The 23301-nt window shown below is 42.2% G+C and carries 19 protein-coding genes; 5 read left to right on the forward strand and 14 right to left on the reverse strand.

Annotation, left to right across the window (positions count from 1 at the left end; genetic code table 11):
* Positions 1-302 precede the first annotated feature (302 nt).
* The 6 genes from FN960_RS18685 to FN960_RS18705 all read right to left on the reverse strand — a co-directional run bounded on the left by FN960_RS18685 (position 303) and on the right by FN960_RS18705 (position 7280).
* Positions 303-1337, reverse strand: a complete 1035-nt coding sequence (locus FN960_RS18685) for an AbrB family transcriptional regulator (protein WP_260682065.1) — start codon at positions 1335-1337, stop codon at positions 303-305.
* A 30-nt stretch (positions 1338-1367) separates the two neighbouring features.
* Complete coding sequence (locus FN960_RS18690) at positions 1368-2036, reverse strand: uracil-DNA glycosylase (RefSeq protein ID WP_143850391.1); 669 nt, start codon at positions 2034-2036, stop codon at positions 1368-1370.
* Positions 2037-2147: 111 nt separating this feature from the next.
* Positions 2148-3506, reverse strand: coding sequence for a YjiH family protein (locus FN960_RS18695; RefSeq protein WP_143850392.1), 1359 nt, complete (start codon positions 3504-3506; stop codon positions 2148-2150).
* Between the two features lie 92 nt (positions 3507-3598).
* Positions 3599-5089: a methyl-accepting chemotaxis protein gene (locus FN960_RS18700; RefSeq protein WP_185971108.1), complete on the reverse strand. Its 1491-nt coding sequence runs from the start codon at positions 5087-5089 to the stop codon at positions 3599-3601.
* 75 nt (positions 5090-5164) lie between these two features.
* Entirely contained in the window at positions 5165-5296 is a 132-nt protein-coding gene (locus FN960_RS23255) for a hypothetical protein (RefSeq protein ID WP_260682066.1), read from the reverse strand.
* A 139-nt stretch (positions 5297-5435) separates the two neighbouring features.
* Positions 5436-7280: a methyl-accepting chemotaxis protein gene (locus FN960_RS18705; RefSeq protein WP_143850394.1), complete on the reverse strand. Its 1845-nt coding sequence runs from the start codon at positions 7278-7280 to the stop codon at positions 5436-5438.
* 216 nt (positions 7281-7496) lie between these two features.
* Here FN960_RS18705 and pdxK point away from each other — a divergent pair, with 216 nt between their 5' ends.
* A complete protein-coding gene (gene pdxK / locus FN960_RS18710) occupies positions 7497-8309 on the forward strand; it encodes a pyridoxine/pyridoxal/pyridoxamine kinase (RefSeq protein WP_143850395.1) in 813 nt (270 codons plus the stop codon).
* A gap of 183 nt (positions 8310-8492) precedes the next feature.
* Here pdxK and glnA read toward each other — a convergent pair whose 3' ends face one another.
* The 6 genes from glnA to FN960_RS18740 all read right to left on the reverse strand — a co-directional run bounded on the left by glnA (position 8493) and on the right by FN960_RS18740 (position 14186).
* Positions 8493-9851 carry a type I glutamate--ammonia ligase gene (gene glnA, locus FN960_RS18715; protein ID WP_143850396.1) on the reverse strand — a complete coding sequence of 453 codons (1359 nt, stop codon included), beginning with the start codon at positions 9849-9851 and terminating at the stop codon, positions 8493-8495.
* Between the two features lie 236 nt (positions 9852-10087).
* Positions 10088-10492, reverse strand: a complete 405-nt coding sequence (locus FN960_RS18720; protein ID WP_143850397.1) for a DUF4064 domain-containing protein — start codon at positions 10490-10492, stop codon at positions 10088-10090.
* 91 nt (positions 10493-10583) lie between these two features.
* Entirely contained in the window at positions 10584-11009 is a 426-nt protein-coding gene (locus FN960_RS18725; protein ID WP_143850398.1) for a DUF4064 domain-containing protein, read from the reverse strand.
* 332 nt (positions 11010-11341) lie between these two features.
* Positions 11342-12844 (reverse strand): degradosome RNA helicase CshA, encoded by a 1503-nt coding sequence (cshA, locus tag FN960_RS18730; RefSeq protein ID WP_143850399.1) that lies wholly within the window; start codon positions 12842-12844, stop codon positions 11342-11344.
* 431 nt (positions 12845-13275) lie between these two features.
* Positions 13276-13761 carry a thioredoxin family protein gene (locus FN960_RS18735; protein ID WP_143850400.1) on the reverse strand — a complete coding sequence of 162 codons (486 nt, stop codon included), beginning with the start codon at positions 13759-13761 and terminating at the stop codon, positions 13276-13278.
* A gap of 5 nt (positions 13762-13766) precedes the next feature.
* Complete coding sequence (locus FN960_RS18740; protein ID WP_143850401.1) at positions 13767-14186, reverse strand: disulfide oxidoreductase; 420 nt, start codon at positions 14184-14186, stop codon at positions 13767-13769.
* Between the two features lie 226 nt (positions 14187-14412).
* Here FN960_RS18740 and FN960_RS18745 point away from each other — a divergent pair, with 226 nt between their 5' ends.
* From FN960_RS18745 to floT, 4 genes are all read left to right on the forward strand, one after another.
* Complete coding sequence (locus FN960_RS18745; protein WP_143850410.1) at positions 14413-15903, forward strand: FAD-dependent oxidoreductase; 1491 nt, start codon at positions 14413-14415, stop codon at positions 15901-15903.
* A 103-nt stretch (positions 15904-16006) separates the two neighbouring features.
* On the forward strand, positions 16007-16201 hold the full coding sequence (locus tag FN960_RS18750; protein WP_143850402.1) for a YwbE family protein: 195 nt from the start codon (positions 16007-16009) through the stop codon (positions 16199-16201).
* Positions 16202-17220: 1019 nt separating this feature from the next.
* Positions 17221-17748, forward strand: coding sequence for an NfeD family membrane protein (locus FN960_RS18755; RefSeq protein WP_143850403.1), 528 nt, complete (start codon positions 17221-17223; stop codon positions 17746-17748).
* Positions 17749-17799: 51 nt separating this feature from the next.
* Positions 17800-19332, forward strand: coding sequence for a flotillin lipid rafts scaffold protein FloT (gene floT, locus FN960_RS18760; protein WP_438799904.1), 1533 nt, complete (start codon positions 17800-17802; stop codon positions 19330-19332).
* A 102-nt stretch (positions 19333-19434) separates the two neighbouring features.
* On the opposite strand, the gene FN960_RS18765 is transcribed toward floT, so the two are convergent.
* Positions 19435-21228 carry an ABC transporter ATP-binding protein gene (locus tag FN960_RS18765; protein ID WP_143850405.1) on the reverse strand — a complete coding sequence of 598 codons (1794 nt, stop codon included), beginning with the start codon at positions 21226-21228 and terminating at the stop codon, positions 19435-19437.
* Complete coding sequence (locus FN960_RS18770) at positions 21225-23066, reverse strand: ABC transporter ATP-binding protein (RefSeq protein ID WP_306461631.1); 1842 nt, start codon at positions 23064-23066, stop codon at positions 21225-21227. The genes FN960_RS18765 and FN960_RS18770 overlap by 4 nt, the downstream gene beginning before the upstream one ends.
* Positions 23067-23301: the final 235 nt, after the last annotated feature.

Here is a 23301-nt window from a genome sequence, read left to right on the forward strand (position 1 = left end):
TTGGTATGCAGGCTTTTCTTCTTGCTATGAGCTCTGGCTTCTTGCTATATGCCCCGCTCCTCTTGATATGCAGGCTTTTCTTCTTGCTATGAGCTCTGGCTTCTTGCTATATGCCCCGCTCCTCTTGATATACAGGCTTTTCTTCTTGCTATGGGCTCTGGCTTCTTGCTAAATCGTCGGTTTCTCTTGGTATGCAGGCTTTTCTTCTTGCTATGAGCTCTGGCTTCTTGCTAAATCGTCCGTTCCTCTTGGTATGCAGGTTTTTCCTCTTGCCCATGCTTCATCTTCTCAATTCTGCAGTCCTAAGTCGATTCCACGGGCTTAGCAAACCACTTTATTAAAAAAGGCAACGCGACAAACAAACTTAGTACTCTCAGCATCTGCAGAGTGGCGACGAGGGTTGAATCCAACTGCAGTGAGAGTGCGGTGGCTGCCATTTCAGCTGCTCCTGCTGGAACAATGCCGAGCATAGACTCGCTAAAGGAGATGCTTGTGACGAAAAAGAAGAGAGCTGCTAGTGATAGGCTGCCGACAAAATATAGAAGCATAGCCAGTGCGCTGACTTTTCCAATTCTTAAAAGCTCGGAAAGGGTCTCACGGTCGAATCGCATTCCGAGTACGGCTCCCATTAATCCTTGAGCAATACCTGGAATGAGTGAGGGCATTGAGTATTGCGGGATGACCCACGTATGAGCAGCGAAGCCTAAACCAATGCTGACAAAAATGATTGCTCCCGGAAAGGGGATGCGTCCCCCGAGTTGCATAGAGAGTAGAGCGACAACTCCCACCGTGAGGATAACAACGATCCAGCCTGTGATCGACAGAGCGGGTTGGCTGATTGTTAAGTCACTGCGACCATTTGAAAAAAGTCCTGCTATAAGCGGAATAATCATGACAAACAAAGTGATTCTGGTTGTGTGAAAGGCGGCGACTATACGTTGATCGGCACCATATTGCTCACTTACGGCGATGACCTCTGAAGCTCCCCCCGGCAAACAGCAAAAAAAGGCCGTATTTGCATTAAGTCCAGACCACTTCTGAAAATATTTCCCGAGCAACATTCCAAGAAATATGGTAATGAAAATAGAAATCAACAAAGGGATGATCAATCCCCCATATGTAACAAACCGCTCTAATATCACGGTAAAGCCAATATTAGTCCCGATGATTGCCAACACAAAAGAAAAGTAAGATCTAGAAAAGATGATTTTTTTGATTGCAAATGAGCAAACAATGCCAAAGATAAGCGCTCCTAACAACCAGCCTGCAGGAACCTGTAGTGCATTAAAGACCCATCCGCACATCAGCGCGGATAAAATATATATCAGCTTATACAATGACAAGCCCCCCTTTGTACCACTTTCCTGTTATGTGAGTTCCCATTGAATGGGTTCCATTCCTTGTTCCGTTAACCATGTATTAATGGTTGAGAATGGGCGACTCCCAAAAAAGCCTTTGTACGCAGAGAAAGGACTTGGGTGAGGGGCTGTTAGTATTAGATGCCTTGAGTTGGTGACTCTTTCTCCCTTTTCTCCTGCATGTCTTCCCCAAAGCAGAAAACAAACAGGCTCTTCACGCTCATTCAAACAATCAATGACCTTATTTGTGAAATGCTCCCAGCCTAGCCCCCGATGTGAGCCTGGTTCACCTTTGCGGACGGAGAGAGCTGTATTAAGCATTAACACTCCTTGTTTTGCCCATGGCTCTAAATAACCGTGAGTTGGAGGGGTTATTCCTAGATCGGTTTGAAGCTCTTTATATATATTTTTTAGCGAAGGCGGGACCTTCACATCCGGCTGCACAGAGAAACTTAGACCATGCGCTTGTCCAGGGCCATGGTATGGATCTTGTCCAATTATGACAACTTTCACGTCCGGATAATCGGTAAAATGCAGGGCATTAAATAAATCATGCATCGGTGGGTACACTGTCTGATTAGAATATTCATCCTTTAAAACTTCCCGAAGTTTTAAATAATAGGGCTTATTAAATTCCTCTCCCACTAAATCATTCCACGAATTATGCAGAACACTCATGTTGTGCTGACACCTCTTTTATTTCCATTGTTTCTTCAGTATATCATGTGATGCAAATGAAAAAGTGGCTTCGAGGTCTGTCCCTCAAAGCCACTTCGCTACTAATATATTTTAAAAGAAAATATGTGCCATCATAACAATGATAGGTAATGTAATGATTGTACGAATCAAAAAGATAAGCACTAAATCAAGAAAATTAACAGGTAGCTTAGACGCTAATAGTAAGCCGCCAGTCTCAGATAAGTAAATTAATTGCGTCACTGACAAACAAGCAATGATAAAACGAGTCATTTCACTTTCAATTCCACCAGCAAGTAGTGCTGGTAAAAGCATATCTGCAAAGCCAATGACCATTGTTTGCCCTGCAGCTGCAGCCTCTGGCACCTGCATTAGCTCAAGTAGCGGTACAAACGGAGCACCCACCCATGTAAAAAATGGAGTAAGCTCTGCTACAATTAATGCCAATGTTCCGATAGCCATAACAACCGGAATAACTCCCAGCCACATATCCAACACGTTTTGCAGCCCGTTTTTCACATGAGCCATTGGGTTCGTTGTTTTTGAAGAAACTTTCATTGCACGATTAAAACCAACCGCTAATAAATTTGTCCCTTTCGGAAACACTTCATCCTCAGATGTAGAATGATCAATGTAAGTATCCTTTTTTCTCGATAGTGGCGGAATCCGAGGTGAAATGATCGCTGCGGCTAAGCCAGCAAGGACAATCGTTCCATAGTATTGCCAGAACATATGTTGAAGTTCTACATACGATAGGATAACAATGGTGAACGTAATGGAGACTACAGAGAAGGTAGTCGATACAATGGCTGCCTCACGCTTAGTATAGTGTCCTTGTTCATACTGCTGATTACTTAGTAGGACTCCAACCGTTCCGTCTCCCATCCAAGATGCCAAACAGTCTACTGAAGAACGTCCAGGTAATTTAAACAAAGGTCTCATTAGTCTGTTTAGCAAAGCACCACAAAGCTCTAACAGACCAAAATTCAATAGTAATGGGAGCAAAAGACCGGCAAACAAAAAGACAGCAAATAGAATTGGTAGTAAATCATCATACACAATGGTACCCGTGTAATCTCCCCACACTGCTTCTGGTCCCCATTGAAGGTATGTCATAAGTCCAAAAATGGCTCCAAGCAAGCGAATAACAACCCAAAGAGGTCCAACAACAAACAATCTCTTTAAGAAAGCACTTTGCATAATAAAAACGGGTTTTGAAATAGAAATAATCATGGTTGCGATTGCAGAGATTAATAGAACACTTAATAGAATTACTGGCATCGCATTACCTAATAGATTACTAAGCACTTCTGCTAAATAAGCTACGGGTAACGTAATTCCGTCTTCACCCTCTAGCGGCACCATAAATAAGAAAATACCAATCAAAGAAGGAATTAAAAAAACTAATAAGTTCCGAACTGAAAAATAACTTGGCTCTTGTAATGAGTTCATATATATATACCCCTTAAATTATTTAGAAGGATTGTCAGATAATGTTCCTAAAACCTAAACACCCCTAGATAATTATACATAAAAATTTATATTTAGCCAGTCTTTTTTTGAGGAAGCTGGAATTTTGCTAGTTCCCCCTCCAGTGCTTCTGAATGCTGAGTTAATACAATTGTTGATTTTTCCATATCCTGAATAATTAAAAGCTGATCATTTGTTAACGTGACCGCTTGTTTTGATTGCATTACATTGTTTACAGAAGCGTCATTTACTGATTCCATTTGAGTAAAGAGCTGCTCCATATCTTTAGAAATAGAAACCGTAGAATTCGACACACCCTCCATTTGTGTATAAACCTTTTGAACGGTCGTGTTTATCTGTTCAAACGAGTGCACCACTTTGTTCATCACTACTGTTCCAGCCGATACCTCTTTTCTACTTTTTTCTATTTTATCTACAGCTTGCTTCGTTTCCACTTGAATCGAATCGATTTGATGACCAATTTGACCTGCCGAGACCTTTGATTGCTCTGAAAGCTTTTGAACTTCCTTTGCCACTACGGCAAAGCCTCTCCCATAATCACCTGCTCTCGCTGCTTCAATAGCGGCATTGAGAGCCAATAAACCAATTTGTTCCGAGAGATCCTCCATTAGGGTAACAATCTTCCCGATTTCCTGTGAGCGGTGATTTAGATTCCTCATGGATTCAGCTTTACTATAGACGGTCTGCTCAATAATAGATGATTGATTCATGGCGTGCTGAACTAAGTTTCGACCTTCCTCCGCTTCCTGATCCATTTGCTTTGCTGCGGTAGTTGCCGTTGCAACAGCAGTGCTAATAGAGGATACCGTGCTGTTTACAGCTTGTGCTGCAGTTAAACTTTTAGCTGTTAAGGTTGAGTTTTGTTCTGCTGCATTTGAAAGCTCGCGTAGAACGGTTGAAATCTCTCTTACAGATTGTGCTGTTTTTTTTGATTTTAGGGAAAGCGTATGTACAGTTTGAGTCACATCGACGGCCATTCGAGCAGTTGAACCAATCAAACCTTTTAAAGCACCACGCATTTTATTAAACGAATGAGAGACCACACTTATCTCATCTCTTGATTTGATCTGAATTGGCTTCCCGCGTAAGTCTCCGCCGGCAATGGTATTGGCTTCCTTGGCAAGATGAGCTAATGGGCTAGATATCAGTGTGGAGATGTGAAACGATAACCAAAGAATAATTAACACTACTGTAGCAGCCATAATGTAAGTAATTAGCTGAAGACGCTCTCCAGATTTGACTATAGATTCAATGCTCGCTGTGATGGATAGTCGCTCTTCTTCTGCTAACTGCTGAAAGGTTTGCATCATCTCATTTGCAATTGGCGTTGACCGTTCGTCCATAATTCGAGTGGCCAGTTCAAACTCCTCATCAACCATTAGACCAAACACCTGAAAGGTTAAGACGTCCTCCCATTCCTTCGCTTGAACCATTGCATTCATAAACGCCTCTTCATTTGAATGCTGAGTTACAACCTCTGCTATTTCTTGACTCTCTAGACTAACTTCTTTAAACCTTTCAAGATATTCTTGGTCGTCAAACAATAAGTAACCTCTCGAAAGAGCCAGCCGATCTGCAATATTATAAGCCATCTGTTCCTTAGCTGAGAGCAATGGTAGCTAACTTTGATTAATTTGTTGGATATTCTGGTTTGTCTGATGCGCATTCCAGCTACTGTATGCAGCAAATAACAGAAATAATGTCGTAATCATGGCGAAGACAATCAGTAATTTACTTTTTACACTATTCATGGCTCGCTCCCTCCTATTTAGACACCTCCTTTTATAATAGGTAATTAGACCCTGTAGCTCTAGGCTGTTTGTTTTGCATTTTTGTAAAGGCTTTGTAAAGAAAAACCCGAGCAGTCAAAAGACCACTCGGGTTAATCGATTAAGATGATTTTCTGTTCGTCACATCTTCTTCTAATACTTCTTCTGACTTCTCTTCCATTTCAGAAGTCGCAAATGACTCCTCTACGTTATCCGTATGATCAGAATCTTCTTCAGTAGCACTTTCCCACTCATCTATTTGAGGTTTAAAAACCTGTGCGGAGTTCACTTTAAACTTCGAAACCTCGTCTAAAAGACTGTTAGCAAGCTCAGTTAAAACTTCAGCGGATGCAGCTACCTCTTGCATGGCTGCAAGCTGTTCCTCTGTACTAGCCGCGGCTTCCTCCGTGCTTTCCAAATTAGACTTTGAAGCAGCATTTACTTCAGTAATATGTTCATTTAATGAAAGTGTTTCTCTGGCTATACCTTGTGTCGCCGTGGATACAGCTAGCATTTCCTTATTAACAAGTGAAATAGCCTCTTTAATCTCCTCAAAAGATGTACCTACTTCTCTCATCATGGCTGTGCCTTCCTGTACTTCCTCCGTACCTTTTTGCATCTCCAGGGCAGCGGTCTTTGCATCTTTCTGAATGGCTTGAATCATGCGCTCAATCTCACCAGCAGATGATTTGGATTCCTCCGCCAACTTTCTAACTTCATCAGCTACAACAGCAAAGCCTCTTCCGTGCTCACCTGCTCGTGCAGCCTCAATAGCAGCGTTAAGAGCAAGCAGATTGGTTTGTTCGGATAACGAGGTAATGAGCTCTAAGATGTCTCCTATATCCTTTGAGCGCTTATCAAGCTGCCCCATAACCTCTGCTGTTTTCCCTACCGTGTGACGAATATCTTCAATTTGATCAACTGCTTGTTCAATTAATTTCTGACCTAATTCAGAACGCTCTTCCATTTGCATCGAGGCTTCAGTAGCAGATGCTGTAGCTAGTGTTATACTCTCTACACTTTTTGCCATGGCAGAAGAAGCTTCTAGGCTGTTTTTAGATAAAACCGAATTAGACTCAGCAGAAGTCGTTAATGTTTGAATCGTCCCGGCAATCTGATTTGTAGCCGCAGAGGTCTCCTCCGAGCTTGCAGAGAGCTGTTCAGCCGTAGCTGCCACATTTTCAGACATACTTGCCGTCGTTCCAATTAGACTGCGTAAGGATTCTTTCATTTTATTAAAGGACTCGGCTAAATTCCCGAGCTCATCCTTTGATTTTATTAAAATCGGTTCACCAGTTAAGTCGCCTTCACTAATGAGGTCAGCTTCTTTTACTAATCGTTTTAATGGATTAGATATAGAGGCAGATAAACGCAGAGCAAAAATAATCATGGCCACAGTCAATATACTGGCTATAGCAATAACAACCCACTGGAGCTGCACGCCTGCTTGCTGGTTGGCTGCAATGCTTGCTGCCATCGCTTCTCGCTCAGCTTCAGACATCTCCTGGAATTGCGTAGTAAGATTACGAGCAATCGGTGTGGAACGGAGATTCATCATGGACCGCGCTAGGTCCACACTCCCATTTTGAAACATTGGAAATACTTCGTTCGTTAGGACGCCTTCCCATGCTTTTGTATACTCTAAAGAATCAATAAGTTCTTCATTATTACCCGATAAGGCTAGGAGCTCTTCCTCTAAGGCATAAGCCTCCTCCGTTAAGATATTAAATTGTTCTAGATAGTCGCCTTCTCCAAAAAGGACATACCCCCTCGAAGCAGCTAGTCTATCAGTAATATTATAAGCCATACGTTCTTTAGCTAATAGCAACGGAAATTCTGTCGTTTGCATCTGATCCATTCGATCGTTCGAAACGTACAAGGTCCCTACACTATAAATAGAGAATCCCAAAAATAGAATAATTATAATTGAAAAAATTCTTAATAATTTCCCCCGAACACTTTTCAAGTACCTTCCACTCCCTATGACGAAAATTTACAGACATGCAAAAAGATTAGATTTCTTCTTTTTATTATCGGTTATCCTTGCAATCTTCTTCAGCTTTTTCCAGAAATCCCTTACAAAAAATTGAGTATTCTCATGTTTTAGAAGTCTTGCATTTTCAATCATCGTCTCACTTTAGTATAATGAAGATAGAATATAGTATAAGGAGAGTCATGTGATATGAAACGATACAAAGCATTAACCATCGCTGGATCAGATACAAGTGGCGGCGCAGGCATCCAAGCCGACCTAAAAACCTTCCAGGAGTTAGGCGTCTACGGTATGAATGCTTTAACCACGATCGTGGCACAAAACCCCCATTCTAATTGGGCTCATGAAGTTTTTCCAATGGATCCTGCCATTACTGAAAAACAAATAGAAACCGTCTTAGCCGGCATTGGCATTGATGCAGCTAAAACAGGTATGCTTGGCTCTATCGACATTATTGAGCTAGTTGCCAAAAAAGTAGATCAGTACAATATTAATCAACTCGTTGTGGACCCGGTTATGGTATGTAAAGGGGCGGATGAGGCTCTAAACCCTGAAACGGATTCATGCCTACGTGAAGTTCTTGTTCCAAAAGCGTATGTCGTTACACCTAATCTATTTGAAGCCTCACAGCTAACAGGTAGCGGCGCAATCACAACCTTGGAGCAAATGAAAGAAGCCGCAGCCGCGATCTATGAATCAGGCGCTAAGCACGTCGTTATTAAAGGCGGGAGCAAGTTAGACCATCCTCAAGCGATTGACGTCTATTACGACGGCGAGAAGATGCACCTTCTTGAATCTGAAGAAATTGATACAAGCAACACGCACGGCGCAGGATGCACCTTTGCTGCAGCAATCACTGCAGAACTAGCTAAAGGCACAGCGGTACATGAAGCCATTGCTAAAGCAAAACAATTTGTGACAGTTGCCATCAAACACGGTGTCCCATTAAACCAGTATGTAGGATCAGTCAGTCACGGAGCTTTTAACGGAACCTATACCTAAAAAAGAAAAATCCAAACAATGAGATAAGACTTCATTGTTTGGATTTTTTATTGGAGACTGGCTTCGGGAGTGGGGAAGCGATGTATTTGGCGCTTTTCACGATGTATACCATCTTTCTTTATTCTATCCACATCAAAAAACCTTCTGCATAGCTGCAGAAGGTTTTGATTAGTTGTTGTTGTATTAGAATTTAGATTGGTAAGCAGATACTTCCCAGTCATGAACGGTCATGCGGAATTCATCCCACTCGCCACGTTTTAATCCTAAATATTCATTAAATGCATGTTCACCTAAAGTAAGTTCGCCGATTTTTCCAGTTTCGAAACGGTCTAGCGCTTGCTCAAGGCTTGTTGGCAGGTTATCAATACCACGCTCTTCAATTTCTTCAGGAGTCATGCTGAAGATATCAGCATCTACAGAAGCAGGAGCTGTAAGATCACGTTCTACTCCATCTAAACCAGCAGATGCAATCACTGCAAACGCAAGATATGGGTTAGCAGATGGATCCGGACAGCGAATCTCAACGCGAGTTCCTGGACCACGTGTTGCTGGAATTCGAATTAATGCAGAGCGGTTAGACGCTGACCATGCAATGTAGCAAGGCGCTTCATAACCAGGCACCAAACGTTTATAAGAGTTAACAAGTGGATTTGTCACTGCGACAAAATCTTTTACATTATCAATGAGCCCACCGATAAAGCTGTAAGCCGTTGAAGAAAGACCAAGCTTATCAGACTCATCGTAGAATGAGTTTTCTTGCTTCTCATCATTAAATAAAGACATATTTACATGCATACCATTTCCGTTTGCTCCAGCAAGTGGTTTTGGCATAAACGTGGCATGTAAGCCAAACTGCTTAGCCACTGTTTTTACTACCCATTTATACGTTGTTGCCGCATCTGCGGAAGCAAGGGCATCTGCATATTTAAAGTTAATTTCATGCTGACCTACTGCTACTTCATGGTGTGAAGCCTCAATTGTAAATCCAAGCATTTTCAACGCCTTATAGATAGCTAGACGTACTTTTTCCCCGTCATCCTTTGGAGAGGGCTCAAAGTATCCACCCACATCTTGAGTACGTTGTGTTGGAAGGCCATATTCGTCCGTTTCAAATAAGAAAAATTCAAGCTCAGGTCCGACACTGATAGAGTAACCTTGATCCTTTGCTCTCTTCACTGTCTTTTTTAATACATTTCGAGGATCTCCTTCGAAATCGGACCCATCAGGCTTTTTTACACTACACAGGAAGCGTGCTTCCGAGTATCCTTCCTCTTCTGTCCAAGGCAGAACAGCAAAAGTAGTGATATCTGGAACAAGATATAAGTCAGACTGATTGATAGGCGTGAACCCTGTAATGGATGAGCCATCAAACATCGTTTCTCCATTAACTGCCTGATCTAACTGTTCCGCTGTAATGGTAACGTGCTTTAATGTACCTTCTAAGTCTACAAACTGCATGTGCAATAATTCAACATTCTTCTTCTCGATTGTTTCCTTAATTGTCTCTATAATGCTTTCTCTAGTTGGTGCATTTACCGACATCCCCACACACTTCCTTTTCATGTAATCTTTTTTAACACAATCTTGTTATCTTTTACTTTATGATTCTAGCGAGTTGATTGCAATTCGTATGTAAGATTATCTGACAAAGAAATATCCTGGTAAAAGTAAGCAAATCCACCTGCCACAACAGTGAAAGCGTTTTATCTGCATAAAATGATTTTTCTAAATATTCCTTAGGTAGGTAATTCATTAGAATCACCTACCAAAAATTTCATTTATGAATTTAGTTGTTTGGGCGTCGGTTTACGAACGAGTGCCATTACCCCGGCAATGATATATAATATCGCTGGAATGAAGGTTACTAAACTAATAACTCCGCTTATTAAAAAAAATACGCCCGCCATTATCGTGCGTTTCTTTACAAACACTGTAGCTATTATACCAAGGACAAGAGACCCAATATAAATCATCAGCATTAAGGATAAAAATAGATTCACTCCATTAAAGTAATATCCACCTTCTTGCCAAATGCCATGATCAGCAATAAACTGTTGATTCGTTTCTTGGAGGTCAGCATTCAGAGAAAAGATGAATCGATAAACCATAAATGCAATGACTGTACAAATAAGATGTAGTGTACTTCCTACCGTACCTAAAACAATTTCAGTCGTCCGATTCACTGCTGTCCCGACTCCTCTCGCTTTCTAAACAAATGATATAAGCTCATCCATTGAAGTGGATGAGCTTACGCAAAAAGATGTACTTTTTAAGTTACACTGTTTCAATCGGTTGCTCTTGCTCTTTTGGTACTTTTCGCACGAGAGCAATAATTCCAGCGATAACAAATAAAATGGCCGGAACGATAGAGGCTAAGCCAGCTACACCACCAACTATAAATAAGACTCCAGCTAGTTTTGCCTTTTTCTTAACTAAAATAGTAGCAACAATTCCAAGAACTAAAGAAATGATAAAGGCGACAGTTAATAATGAAACAACTGAGGACATACCTTCAATCACATCTCCAACCATATCAGCTTCCTCTGCGCTTAATTGCGGGTCATTTTGGAGCTCTTCATTTAATACATCTTGAAATTCCCCAGTGCCAGCAACTGAATTAAATGCAAACATCATGATGACACCTAGTAAGATTAGGACACTACCGATAATACCTAGTACTAATTCTGCCGTACGTTTCATACGTTGATAACCCCTTTTTCTTTTGAATTTATTCACAAACAATAAATGCGTAGTGGAGCGCGTTCACTATAGTCCCCATCCTTAGACTAATGAAATAAATTTAAAATACCAGAATATGAAATGAAGGCGCAACTCTACAATATGTATGGTTCTGTTCCATTAGATATGATCGAATGAACAGTAATCTCCAGACCCTTTCTATTGTAATACAAGAAGTATTTGTTAGTAAATGCTAATAAAGTTCAAATTAAATAAAAAAGTTCATACGTTTTTCCTTCATGCAAAAAAAAACGCATGCAAGGTCCAATTGAACCTCGCATGCGTTCGTGTTTTTACTTATTATAAGCGTGCTTCTTTGGTTTACGTCCTTGACCTTGACTTTGGCTACCACCGCGGTATTCACGGCGTCCTCCACCACGATTATCTCCGCCACGTCCACCTTGACGACGACGGTCATCTTGACGATAGCGAGATCTACCACCGCTACCACCACCATCACGACGAGGTTTCTTCGAACGAAGAGGCGCTTCATCAGTTAAGCGAACTGGTGTAGAGTCTGGCTCTTTTGTTAATAGCTTTAATGCAGCTGACAAAATTGTTGTTGCATCCGCATCCTTCAGAAGCTCTTCAGCAGCGTCACGATAAAACTCAGCGCTGTCTTTTTCAGTTACTTCGCGAAGCTGTTCAATCGCAAGCTTTTGTTGACCTTCAATGGCTTGCTCAAGAGTTGGCGCGCTGTGTCGAACCATTTTCTTTTTAGATACGCGTTCAATCGCTTTGATATGATCTCTTTCACGAGGTGTACCAAATGTAACTGCGATTCCAGAACGTCCTGCACGACCAGTACGTCCAATACGGTGTACATAGCTCTCAGGATCCTGTGGAAGGTCGAAGTTGTAAACGTGTGATACTCCACTGATGTCTAGTCCACGTGCTGCAACATCTGTAGCTACTAGAACATCAATTAAACCCGTTTTAAACTTACGTAGCACGCTGTCACGTTTTGCTTGGTTTAAGTCACCATGAATTCCTTCAGCACGATAGCCACGTTTGATTAATGCTTCAGAAAGCTCATCTACACGGCGCTTTGTGCGACCAAAAACAATCGCTAAGTCTGGAACTTGAATATCAATTAAGCGCGTTAACGCGTCAAATTTCTCACGCTCATACAACTCAATATATTGCTGTTCAATATTCTCCATCGTTACTTCTTTTGATTTAACGGCGATGACTTCTGGTGAGTCCATAAACGTTGTAGCAAGCTTTTCAATACGCTTAGGCATTGTTGCTGAGAAAAGAAGTGTTTGACGCTCAGATGGCGTTTCCTTCAAGATGGTCTCAATATCTTCAATGAATCCCATGTTAAGCATCTCATCCGCTTCATCAAGTACAACTGTATCCACTTGATCAAGAAGAATCGTTTTACGACGCATGTGATCCATTAAACGACCTGGTGTTGCTACCACGATGTGTGGATTTTGTTTTAAGTCACGGATTTGCTTACGCATATCTTGACCACCGTACACCACCACTGTGCGTACACCCTTTTTACGGCCAAACTTAATTAATGACTCAGCTACTTGATTAGCAAGCTCACGAGTTGGTGCAATAACCAATCCTTGAACTTCACGCTTATCAATGTTAATTCTTTCTACTAAGGGTACACCAAATGCTCCCGTTTTCCCTGTTCCTGTTTGTGCTTGACCAATAATGTCCATTCCTTTTAATGCTTTTGGAATGGTCGCTTCTTGGATTGGTGTAGCCTGGTCAAATCCCATACCTGTTACTGCCTGAACTACTTGCTCGCTCAGATTAAAATCATAAAATGTTGCCAAATGACAAATCTCCTTTAGGGCACCCTTCAGATGGTGACACGTTAGTCAGCCTTTTCATCTCACTTTGAGACGTTCAAATTATTACGCAGAAAGACCATACCCCTTAACAACCTGGATATGGTCGTCTGCCTGAATATATGTGTCGCCTACATACTAAGGCGCTTATAGTTTTTTTTCCATTCATAATCATACCATGGCTCAGTCGCTAAATCAATGGCGTTGATTTTTTTACTGGTAGATCAGCTACCATACTTATCCTGCCCCAAAATAAAAAAAACATCTCGCTCTTTTAAGAATCCGACAACAAAGGAGGTCAAAAAGATGTTCACAGATATCCTTACTCAACCTTTTGAATCTGCAAGTAATGTAATTGGAGCATTTAATAAAAAAAGACCTATGAGAGAGTGAAGTCTCACAGACCTTTTTATTTATTATTCAGATGGATATTCTGTGAGGAAGCGCTCGTAGATTTCATTTTCTGCCGCTCCCACCACTCTTTGTGCTTCTACCCCATTGCTATAATGCACAAGCGTTGGTGTGGAATCTATATTATAATCTGCCCAGCCCTGCTCAAATTCACGTAAATTATATTGAGGAATATCCTCACCTAATTCATCAGCAATCTCATTGATTCTTGGTGTGGCTTCTCTACAGTGCGGGCAATCAGAAGCATAAAAATACACGGTAAAGCTTTCTTCATTATCTAATCTTTCCTGAAGCTCATCAGGTAGTATTGCATTTTGATAATTAGGATCATCGACGATCTCCATTGTTGCAGGAGTTAGTTCACTTGCATCCTTGCCAAATTGATTATCAGATGCGTTCTCCATTTTTTGATTATTACTTGCGATCGATAATGCTGCAAGCAAACCAAATACGATAACAATAATCCCACCGAAAATAATGACTTTTTTCATCTATCTCAACCCCTGTTTCTTTTTATAATCAATAAACTTGTAATAAATATCATCAGAAATGCCGTTCCTGCTAAGAATGGAATTGTGATAAACCCAAACCAATTAATATAATCCCCTGTACAAGGAACCCTTCCACATCCAGGACCTGTTCCCTCAATACCCGGAAGCTTTTGAATGGAATAATGATAAATCGATATACATAAACCAATTCCTGATAATGCAGCAGCGTAAATACTTGCGCTAGCTTCTTTTCGAATAATGCCTATAAGAAGAATAATGACTAATGGATACATCAGAATACGCTGATACCAACATAAGTTACACGGTTCAAATCTCTGAATTTCTGAGAAATACAAGGATCCTAAAGTTGCTATAAAAGCAGTGACCCATGAAAACAGCATTAAATTCTCAATTGATTTTTTCATTATGCTATCCTTCTTTCCTTCCAAACCTGATTGGATACTCAAAACTTTATCAAGATCAGATAAGGTTGTCACCCTTTTTAACCTCAAATTTTATTACATGGAATCATATATACATGGTTTGGACACATTTTGCCAAAACTAAAACTATCCACACACATAGGGAGGCAGCATCGTGTTAGAACATAATCATCAAGAAAATAAAACCGTTTGGCAAACAGATATTAGCATGCCTGAATACACATCTCTCACAGAAAACATAGAGGTGGATACTGCAATTATAGGTGGTGGACTAACTGGCCTCACCACTGCTTTTTTACTCACTCAAGCAGGTGAAAAAGTAGCTGTTCTTGAAGCAAATCAAATAGGTCTGGGCACAACTGGTCATACAACAGCAAAGATTACTGCTCAGCACGACCTCATTTATGATGAGCTCATTAATCATATCGGGGTTAGCTTAACCAAGCTGTACTATAAAGCGAATCAAGAAGCGGTATCTTTTATTAAAGAACTGGTTGAAACTCACCAAATTGATTGTGACTTCCAATCAGAAGAGGCTTACCTGTATGCCAATACTGAGCAGGGGTTAAACAAGTTAAACAAAGAAAGAAAAGCGTACGAAACCCTTGGCATCCCACACAAGTGGGTCGAATCATTACCCATCTCAGTTCCCGCTAAAGCCGGGCTTCTCATGGAACATCAAGCACAATTTCATCCTCTAAAATATTTAGCGTTTCTTGCCTCGTCCATTAAAAATCAAGGCGGGATGATTTACGAAGACACCGTTGCCATGGATATTAATCATGATGCGAAGCCTAAGGTCATTACAAAAAGTGGTGCAACCGTCACAGCCTCCACTATCGTGGCCGCCTCCCATTTTCCTTTTGTTGATAAAGGCGGGCTATACTTTTCACGTCTAAAAGCTGACCGCTCGTATGTAATCGCTGCAGAAATCTCAGAGCCTTGGCCAGGAGGGATGTATTTAAGCGTAGATCAGACCAGCCGCTCTCTTCGGTCTGTCACGAATGGAGATACGACAACTGTCTTATTAGGTGGAGAAAGTCATAAAGCCGGTCAGGGTGGAGATGATACAGATTATTACTATAAGACGCTTAAGGAGTACGGGGAAAAGCACTTCACATCCTTTAAGGTCATCAGTAACTGGTCTGCTCAGGATCTAATCAGCCTTGACCACGTTCCCTATATTGGGCGTCTATCACCCGTGCACACTGATCTATTTGTAGCAACCGGCTATCGTAAATGGGGAATGACAGGAGGTACTGTAGCTGGACAAATACTCGCAAACCTTATTCTTCATGGTTCGGATCCATATGAACATGTGTTTGCGCCAAGTCGTTTAAATGCTGATCCAAGTATCCGAAACTTCCTTAAAGAAAATGGTAACGTTGCTGTGGAATTGTTTAGAGGAAAGATAAAACCTGATGACCAGAGCATTCAAAGCTTAGAAGCAGGTGAAGCAGCCGCGGTGCATTATAAGGGGAAAAAAGCTGGCGCCTATCGCGATCCTGAAGGCACACTATTTGTAGTAGACACGACATGCACTCACATCGGGTGTGAAGTCGGTTGGAATAAGGGCGACCAAACATGGGATTGCCCATGTCACGGTTCTCGTTTCTCTTATAAAGGTGAAGTACTAGAAGGCCCGGCCAAGAAACCGTTAGCATTATTAAATGAAGAGAAAGTAGATCAGCCTCACTAAAAGGAATCTGCCCGCTTAAAGAGAGCGTGGTCTTATATCCTTCCTCCGCTTTATCGTGTACAATAAATCGGTATACACACCAAATGAAATGAGTGATACCAAGATGGATGGTAAGAAACGCGTAAACATTAAGCCTGGATTAAAGGTTGAAATCGTACTGAAGCAAGATCAACGAACAGGCAAACGTACGGAGGGCACTGTTAAGGATATTCTAACAAATTCAGCATCTCACCCGCACGGAATAAAAGTTAGACTGACTGATGGGCAGGTTGGAAGAGTTCAGGCTATTAGTGAGTAAAGATAGCGAATGAACGGAAAACATAGTACCCCGTACCTTTGTTGGTGCGGGGTGTTGTTGATTTTGTTGGTTTTGCGCTCGTTCTTATTGGTATGCGGGGCTTCTTTCTGGGTATCGGGCTTCGGCTCTTGGTACTGCGCTCGTTCTTCTTGCTATGCGGAGCTTCTTTCTGGGTATCGGGCTCACGCTCTTGGTTACGCGCTCGCTCTTCTTTGTATGCGGGGCTTCTTTCTGGGTAACCCGCTACGGCTCTTGGTACTGCGCTCGCTCTTCTTGCTATGCGGAGCTTCTTTCTGGATATCGGGCTTCGGCTTTTGGTAATACGCTCGCTCTTCTTGGTATGCGGAGCTTCTTTCTGGGTATCAGGCTCAGGCTCTTGGTTACCTGCTCGTCCTTCTTGGTATGTGGAGCTTCTTTCTGGGTATCGGGCTCCCGCTCTTGGTTATGTGCTCGTTCTTCTTGGTATGCGGAGCTTCTTTCTGGGTATCGGGCTTCCGCCCTTGGTACCGCGCTCGTCTTCTTGGTATGCGGAGCTTCTTTCTGGGTATCGAGCTACGTCTCTTGGTACTGCGCTCGTTCTTCTTGATATACGGAGCTTCTTTCTGGGTAACCCGCTCCCGCTCTTGGTTACGTGCTCGCTCTTCTTGCTATGCCGAGCTTCTTTCTGGGTAACCCGCTCCCGCTCTTGGTTACGTGCTCGCTCTTCTTGCTATGCCGAGCTTCTTTCTGGGTAACCCGCTCCCGCTCTTGGTTACGCGCTCGTTCTTCTTGGTATGCGGAGCTTCTTTCTGGGTATCGGGCTCCCGCTCTTGGTATCGCGCTGATTAGGTTTGGTTTTTTGCTTTTTGAGGTCAATCATTTAAAGAAAAAATAAAATGTGGAACCTACCCTCCTTACGTTCCGTATATTCAGTCATAAGACCTAGACATTCATCATTTCTAAAAATAGGAAGGAGTGATAATATGGAAATAGTGGGAGCATCACTGTTTTAGTCTTTCACAACGTAAGGGGGAATCTGCATGGAAGGCATGGAGCAACTATACTTATACGGGCTCATTGCAGGTGGGATTTTAACACTATGTTATATCTTACTTAGCGACATTTTAGATGGACTATTTGATTTTATTCCTGATGGCTGGTTAAATCCTACTCTCATTCTTTCTTTTGTGACGTTTTTGAGCGCAGGAGGATATTTGTTTGAAACCTTAACCTCCATCAATAGTGTGCTGATTCTGATCACCTCTTCGCTTATCTCTCTGTTGCTGGTTTTATTATTAAATATATTTGTTCTCATCCCATTATCTAATGCTGAAGAATCAAATGCCTACACAGAAGATGATTTAATTGGCAGAACGGGACAGGTGATTGTGTCCATTCCTCGAGATGGCTTTGGAGAAGTGATTTTGCACGATTCAGGGGGGAATATATCAAAAACCGCTAAATGCTTTGATGGAGCAGACATTCCCTATGGAAAAGACATTCTTGTCATTGATATCAAAGAAGGCGTAGCGTATGTATCTGTGAAAGAGGATGAATTTAGACTTTAATTCTGAGGAGGAACTTATTTGAACTTTGAACTTACTGGAACCCTATTAGTTATCGCTGCAGTAGCAGCTATCGTTATTGCACTTATTGGTGTATTCATTACAAAATATCGCACAGCTGGACCCGATGAAGCACTTATTGTTACGGGTAGTTATCTAGGTGGAAAAAATGTAAACATTGATGGGGCAGGAAATCGCATTAAAATTGTCCGTGGTGGCGGTACGTTTGTTCTACCGATCTTCCAACAGGCGAAGCCATTAAGCCTACTTTCAAGTAAACTGGATGTTCAAACCCCAGAGGTTTATACCGAGCAAGGTGTACCTGTTATCGCAGATGGTACAGCTATTATTAAAATTGGTGGATCCATTAGCGAAATTGCCACAGCTGCTGAGCAGTTTTTAGGTAAATCACGTGATGACAGAGAACAAGAGGCCAAAGAAGTACTCGAGGGTCACCTACGTTCCATTCTTGGTTCAATGACCGTAGAAGAAATTTATAAGAACAGAGAACGTTTTTCACAGGAGGTACAAAAGGTTGCATCACAGGATTTGGCGAAAATGGGACTTGTGATCGTCTCCTTTACCATTAAAGACCTTCGTGATACAAACGGATACTTAGAATCCTTAGGTAAACCAAGAATCGCCCAAGTAAAACGTGATGCTGACATCGCAACTGCAGATGCACAAATGGAAACACGTATTAAGCAAGCAGAAGCAAACAAGCTAGCCCAACGTTCTGAAATTGAACGCGCAACAGAAATTGCCGAGGCAGAGAAGGATAATCAGCTAAAAGTAGCAGAGTATCGTTCAGAGCAAGAAAAAGCCAAGGCACTTGCTGACCAATCCTACCACTTGCAAGAAGCCCGCTCCAAGCAGGAAGTTACTGAGCAGCAAATGCAAATTCAAATTATCGAGCGTCAAAAGCAAATTGAGCTAGAAGAAAAAGAGATTGCTAGACGTGAACGTCAATACGATTCAGAAGTTAAGAAAAAAGCCGATGCAGACCGTTATGCTGTGGAGCAAGCAGCTGAAGCATCTAAAAGCAAGCAGTTAGCCGAAGCTGATGCTGATAAGTATCGTGTCGAAGCTATGGCAAAAGCCGATGCAGAGAAAGTACGTGTAGATGGTTTAGCACACGCTGAAGCGAATCGCGCACAAGGGGAAGCTGAAGCCGAGGTTATTCGTCTAAAAGGTCTCGCAGAAGCTGAAGCAAAAGAGAAAATTGCCGACGCTTTCGAAAAATACGGTCAGGCCGCAATGCTTGATATGATTGTGAATATGCTTCCTGACTATGCAAAAGAAGTAGCAGCACCACTTTCTAATATCGATCAAATCACAGTAGTTGATACAGGTGGAAACGGCGAGAATAGCGGAGCCAATAAAGTCACAGGTTATGCCACAGACTTGATGAGTACCCTACAACATTCTCTAAAAGCCTCCTCTGGAATTGATATGAAAGAATTAATCGAGAATTTCTCAGGTAAAGGAAATGTCCGCTCGTCCATTGACGAGTTAACTAACGAAGTCAAGAAATCAACGGATAGCTCCGACACAACATCAACATCAGAGGATCCACCTGCTTCATAAAAATTCACATCATGAAAAGCGCCCCGGGATTGACTCTGGGGCGCTTTTTTTGTGGCATCGTTCGTGAAAAGACGATCATTCACCTTTTCACGAAAATGGATATTATGCATGTTGTTGATGAAGATTTGCGTAAAACCCTCCGTTAGCCAGAAGTTCATCATGGCTCCCTTGAGCCACGATTTTTCCTTGATCCATGACAAGGATCAGATCGGCATTCCGAATGGTTGAGAGCCGGTGAGCAATGATAAAACTTGTGCGTCCTTTCATTAAATGCGCCAATGCTTCTTGGATCTGATACTCCGTCCTAGAATCAACATTTGCTGTTGCTTCATCGAGCACAAGAATGGATGGATTAGAAAGCAACGCACGGGCAATGGTCAGCAGCTGTTTTTGCCCTTGAGATATATTGGATCCCGATTCATTCAAGATGGTCTCATATCCATGAGGCAGCGTTCGAATAAAGTGGTCAGCATGAGCAGCACGAGCCGCTTGCACGATCTCGTCTTCTGTCGCTCCTTCATGTCCATAAGCAATATTTGCTTTAACAGTGGAACTTAAGAGCCAAGGATCTTGCAGGACAAGACCAAATTGCGCGCGCACATCTTCCCGTCTCATTTGCTGAATGTCAGTTCCGTCTATTGTTATTTGGCCTTGATCCACGTCATAAAAACGAAGCAACAAATTCATTAATGTTGACTTTCCAGCACCAGTTGGCCCAACAATCGCTACTTTCTGTCCTTGCTTCACCTTTATATTGACATCTTGAAGCAATGGTTGGTCTTTTTGATAAGCAAAAGACACGTTTTCAAATGTTATGTTTCCTTTCGTATGAGCATGATAAGGCAAGACATTCGATTCCGCCTTCTCCTCTGGCTCATCAAGAATCTCAAAGATTCGCTCGGCTGCAGCAACGGTTGATTGAACCACATTCGTGATATTTGCTACTTTCTGAATCGGTTGAGAGAAAAGCCGTACATACATAATAAATGCCTGAATGTCACCAATCGCCATCCTGCCTCCTGCCACAAAGATCGCTCCGATCACACAGACTAACACGTATATAAGATTTCCGACAAAGCTTAAAAATGGCATGATCAGACCTGATATAAATTGCGCGCGCCACCCCGAGTCATATAGCACCCCATTTATCTTCTTAAAATGGTCAACAGATTTCCCTTCTCTTCCATATGCCTTAATGACTTGGTGGCCTGCATACATTTCTTCAACATGACCGTTTAGAATCCCAAGGACTTGTTGCTGCTTAACAAAGTAGTTCTGTGACCGAGCCACCACTTTCTTTGTAATCAAAAGGCTTAATGGCACAATAAACATCGTGATAAGCGTTAATAAGGGGCTAATCGTTAACATCATAATGGTAACCCCAATCATCGTTATCAGTGATGTGATTAATTGCGTCAAGCTCTGTTGCAAGGTACCACTAACCTTTTCTAAGTCATTGATGGCACGGCTTAATACATCTCCCCTTGTCCTTGTATCAAAGAAATGAAGGGGTAACCGTGAGAGTTTTTCATTCATTTCTCGTCGCATCACTCGTGAGACCTTCTGTGCGATCCCTACCATGACGTATTCTTGGATGTAGCTGAAATATCCACTAACTAGATAGAGCCCACCGAGTACAAGTAAAATTTGCAAGACAAGAAAGAAGTTAATGCCCTCTCCCGTAACGCCTTGAAACAACTCTGTAACCGCTAACCCAAGAATTTTTGGACTCAAAATAGTAAAGGTTGTGCCAATGATCGCTGCAACACTTAGGATAACCAAGCGCCATCTGAAGGCCCCTACGTAGCGAAGGAGTCTCAGAATACTACCTTTTATGTCTTTTGGTTTTTGTGTTTCGCTCTTTTTCGGAGGAGGTGTTTGTTGTTTCTTACTCATGCTGTTTCCTCCTCTGCTTGCTTAGATGCAACCATCTCTTGATACACCGTGCAGTACTCAAGCAGTTCCTCATGTGAACCAATACCTGCAACTTCTCCCTCAGACAAGACGACAATTTGATCTGCCTGTTCGATCAATTCCACTCGTTGTGTGGTAATGATGACGGTGGCGGCTGTAATCTCCTTTTGAAGGGCTTGGCGGAGCAGATTATGAGTATGAAAATCGAGGGCAGAAAAACTATCATCAAACAAATACAGACCCGGTTTTCTCACTAGCGCGCGAGCAATTGCTAAACGCTGACGTTGCCCGCCAGAGACATTAGCTCCTTGCTGAGCTATAGTAGTATCAAATCCGTCCTTCATCTTAGAGATAAACTCCGTGGCTTGCGCTACGCTAGCTGCATGTTGGACTTCCTCATCTGTAGCTGATTCATAACCATGACGAATATTTTCGGCAATCGTCCCTTTAAAGAGAAAGGACTGTTGAGGCACGTACCCTATTTGTGCTCGCACATGCTCATTCGGTATATCACGAATATCTACACCATCTAAGAGTATGGAACCAGCATCAGCCTCAAATAAACGAGGAATGAGCTGAATTAAAGTCGTTTTCCCCGCGCCTGTCCCTCCAACGATGGCTGTTGTTTCTCCAGGCTTGGCCGTAAAAGAAATAGACTGAATCACTTGCTTTTCCGCTCCTGGATATCGAAATGATACGTGTCGAAATTCTAGTTGCCCTTTTCCTGCTTCGGTATGCCACGTCTCTCTAGTTCCTTGGCTTTCAGAAACGATATCTAGTACTTCAAGAATTCTATTCGCTGAAACAGCCGCACGAGGGATAGCCACAATCATGACGGAAGCGATTGTCACAGCAAACATCATTTGCATGGCATACTGAATAAAAGCCATCAATTCACCAACCATGAGTGAACCACCCTCAATCCGAAATGCCCCGAACCAAATGAGAAAAATCAACGAGAAATTTAAGACAAACATCATAATTGGTGTGAGCGAGACCATGAGCTTGTTTGCATTCATCGCTGTATCAGTCACATCCACATTCATCTTGTTAAAACGGACTTGCTCCTGTTTCACTCGATTGAATGCACGAATCGTCCGAAGTCCTGTCAGCCCTTCCCGCAAGACAAGTGTCAGCCGGTCGTTTTTTTGTTGTAATGATTTAAACAGCGGGACCGCCTTTTTGGAGATCAAGAACACAGCTCCAACGATGATTGGAAGTGGCGCAATCAGCCACATAGAAAGTACGGGATCAATGAGTAACGCCAGCGTCACAGCTCCAACAAACATAAGCGGTGCCATTAACATCACTCGCAACAACATGGTCACGATTTGTTGCACTTTCATGATGTCATTTGTTGTCCGTGTGACTAACGATGCTGTTCCTAACTGGTCAAAGTCCTGAACCGACAAACTTTCCACATGAGCAAAGACCCGATCACGCACTCTTTGTCCAAATCCCGCCGACACCTTTGAAGCATAAAAAACGCCAAGTATCGAGAACACCACACCTACAGCGGAAACAACTAACATCCATCCGCCCGTTTGCAGGATAAATGCACTATCCCCTTCCACAATACCTACATCTACAATTCTCGCCATCAATGTCGGCAGCACTAACTGCGCTAAAGCCTGTAAGAATGTTAACACCATGACCCACACGATCTGGATCCGAAATGGCTTTAAATATGCAAACAACCTCATCATCTCTCTCACCTCCATTACTCTTAAATTATGTATATAACCACGAGAAATAACTGTAGCCGGAGTTAAAATCACCCCGGCTACTGCATCAACCTGTATGAAACCGATCGCTTCCACACACAATGTTCCTATTTAAATGGGGTCTCCCATCTTCTAATTACTTAAAGCAGGTTGCTAACATCAATACTAATGTTTCCAGATTCGTTCCCGCTCTCATTAAGCACATCACTTAAAATTTGCGTGATATCATTCATCTCTGGTCACCTCCCTATTTCTTTCAGCTTCCGTTCAGTCATTCATATTAAAGCAGGTTGCTGACATCAATACTAATGTTTCCAGATTCGTTTCCGCT

The sequence above is a fragment of the Alkalicoccobacillus porphyridii genome, from assembly GCF_007293315.1.
Classification (GTDB): Bacteria; Bacillota; Bacilli; order Bacillales; family Bacillaceae_D; genus Alkalicoccobacillus; species Alkalicoccobacillus porphyridii.

Bases quoted from the DNA above. Each gene is read 5' to 3' on its own strand.
- FN960_RS23255 (WP_260682066.1), bottom strand. From the start codon at position 5,296: ATGAATAGTGTAAAAAGTAAATTACTGATTGTCTTCGCCATGATTACG.
- FN960_RS18735 (WP_143850400.1), bottom strand. From the start codon at position 13,761: ATGAAAAAAGTCATTATTTTCGGTGGGATTATTGTTATCGTATTTGGT.
- FN960_RS18750 (WP_143850402.1), top strand. From the start codon at position 16,007: ATGGATGGTAAGAAACGCGTAAACATTAAGCCTGGATTAAAGGTTGAA.
- FN960_RS18755 (WP_143850403.1), top strand. From the start codon at position 17,221: ATGGAAGGCATGGAGCAACTATACTTATACGGGCTCATTGCAGGTGGG.
- FN960_RS18690 (WP_143850391.1), bottom strand. From the start codon at position 2,036: ATGAGTGTTCTGCATAATTCGTGGAATGATTTAGTGGGAGAGGAATTT.
- FN960_RS18745 (WP_143850410.1), top strand. From the start codon at position 14,413: ATGCCTGAATACACATCTCTCACAGAAAACATAGAGGTGGATACTGCA.
- FN960_RS18765 (WP_143850405.1), bottom strand. From the start codon at position 21,228: ATGAGTAAGAAACAACAAACACCTCCTCCGAAAAAGAGCGAAACACAA.
- FN960_RS18740 (WP_143850401.1), bottom strand. From the start codon at position 14,186: ATGAAAAAATCAATTGAGAATTTAATGCTGTTTTCATGGGTCACTGCT.
- FN960_RS18725 (WP_143850398.1), bottom strand. From the start codon at position 11,009: ATGAAACGTACGGCAGAATTAGTACTAGGTATTATCGGTAGTGTCCTA.
- pdxK (WP_143850395.1), top strand. From the start codon at position 7,497: ATGAAACGATACAAAGCATTAACCATCGCTGGATCAGATACAAGTGGC.
- FN960_RS18695 (WP_143850392.1), bottom strand. From the start codon at position 3,506: ATGAACTCATTACAAGAGCCAAGTTATTTTTCAGTTCGGAACTTATTA.
- glnA (WP_143850396.1), bottom strand. From the start codon at position 9,851: ATGTCGGTAAATGCACCAACTAGAGAAAGCATTATAGAGACAATTAAG.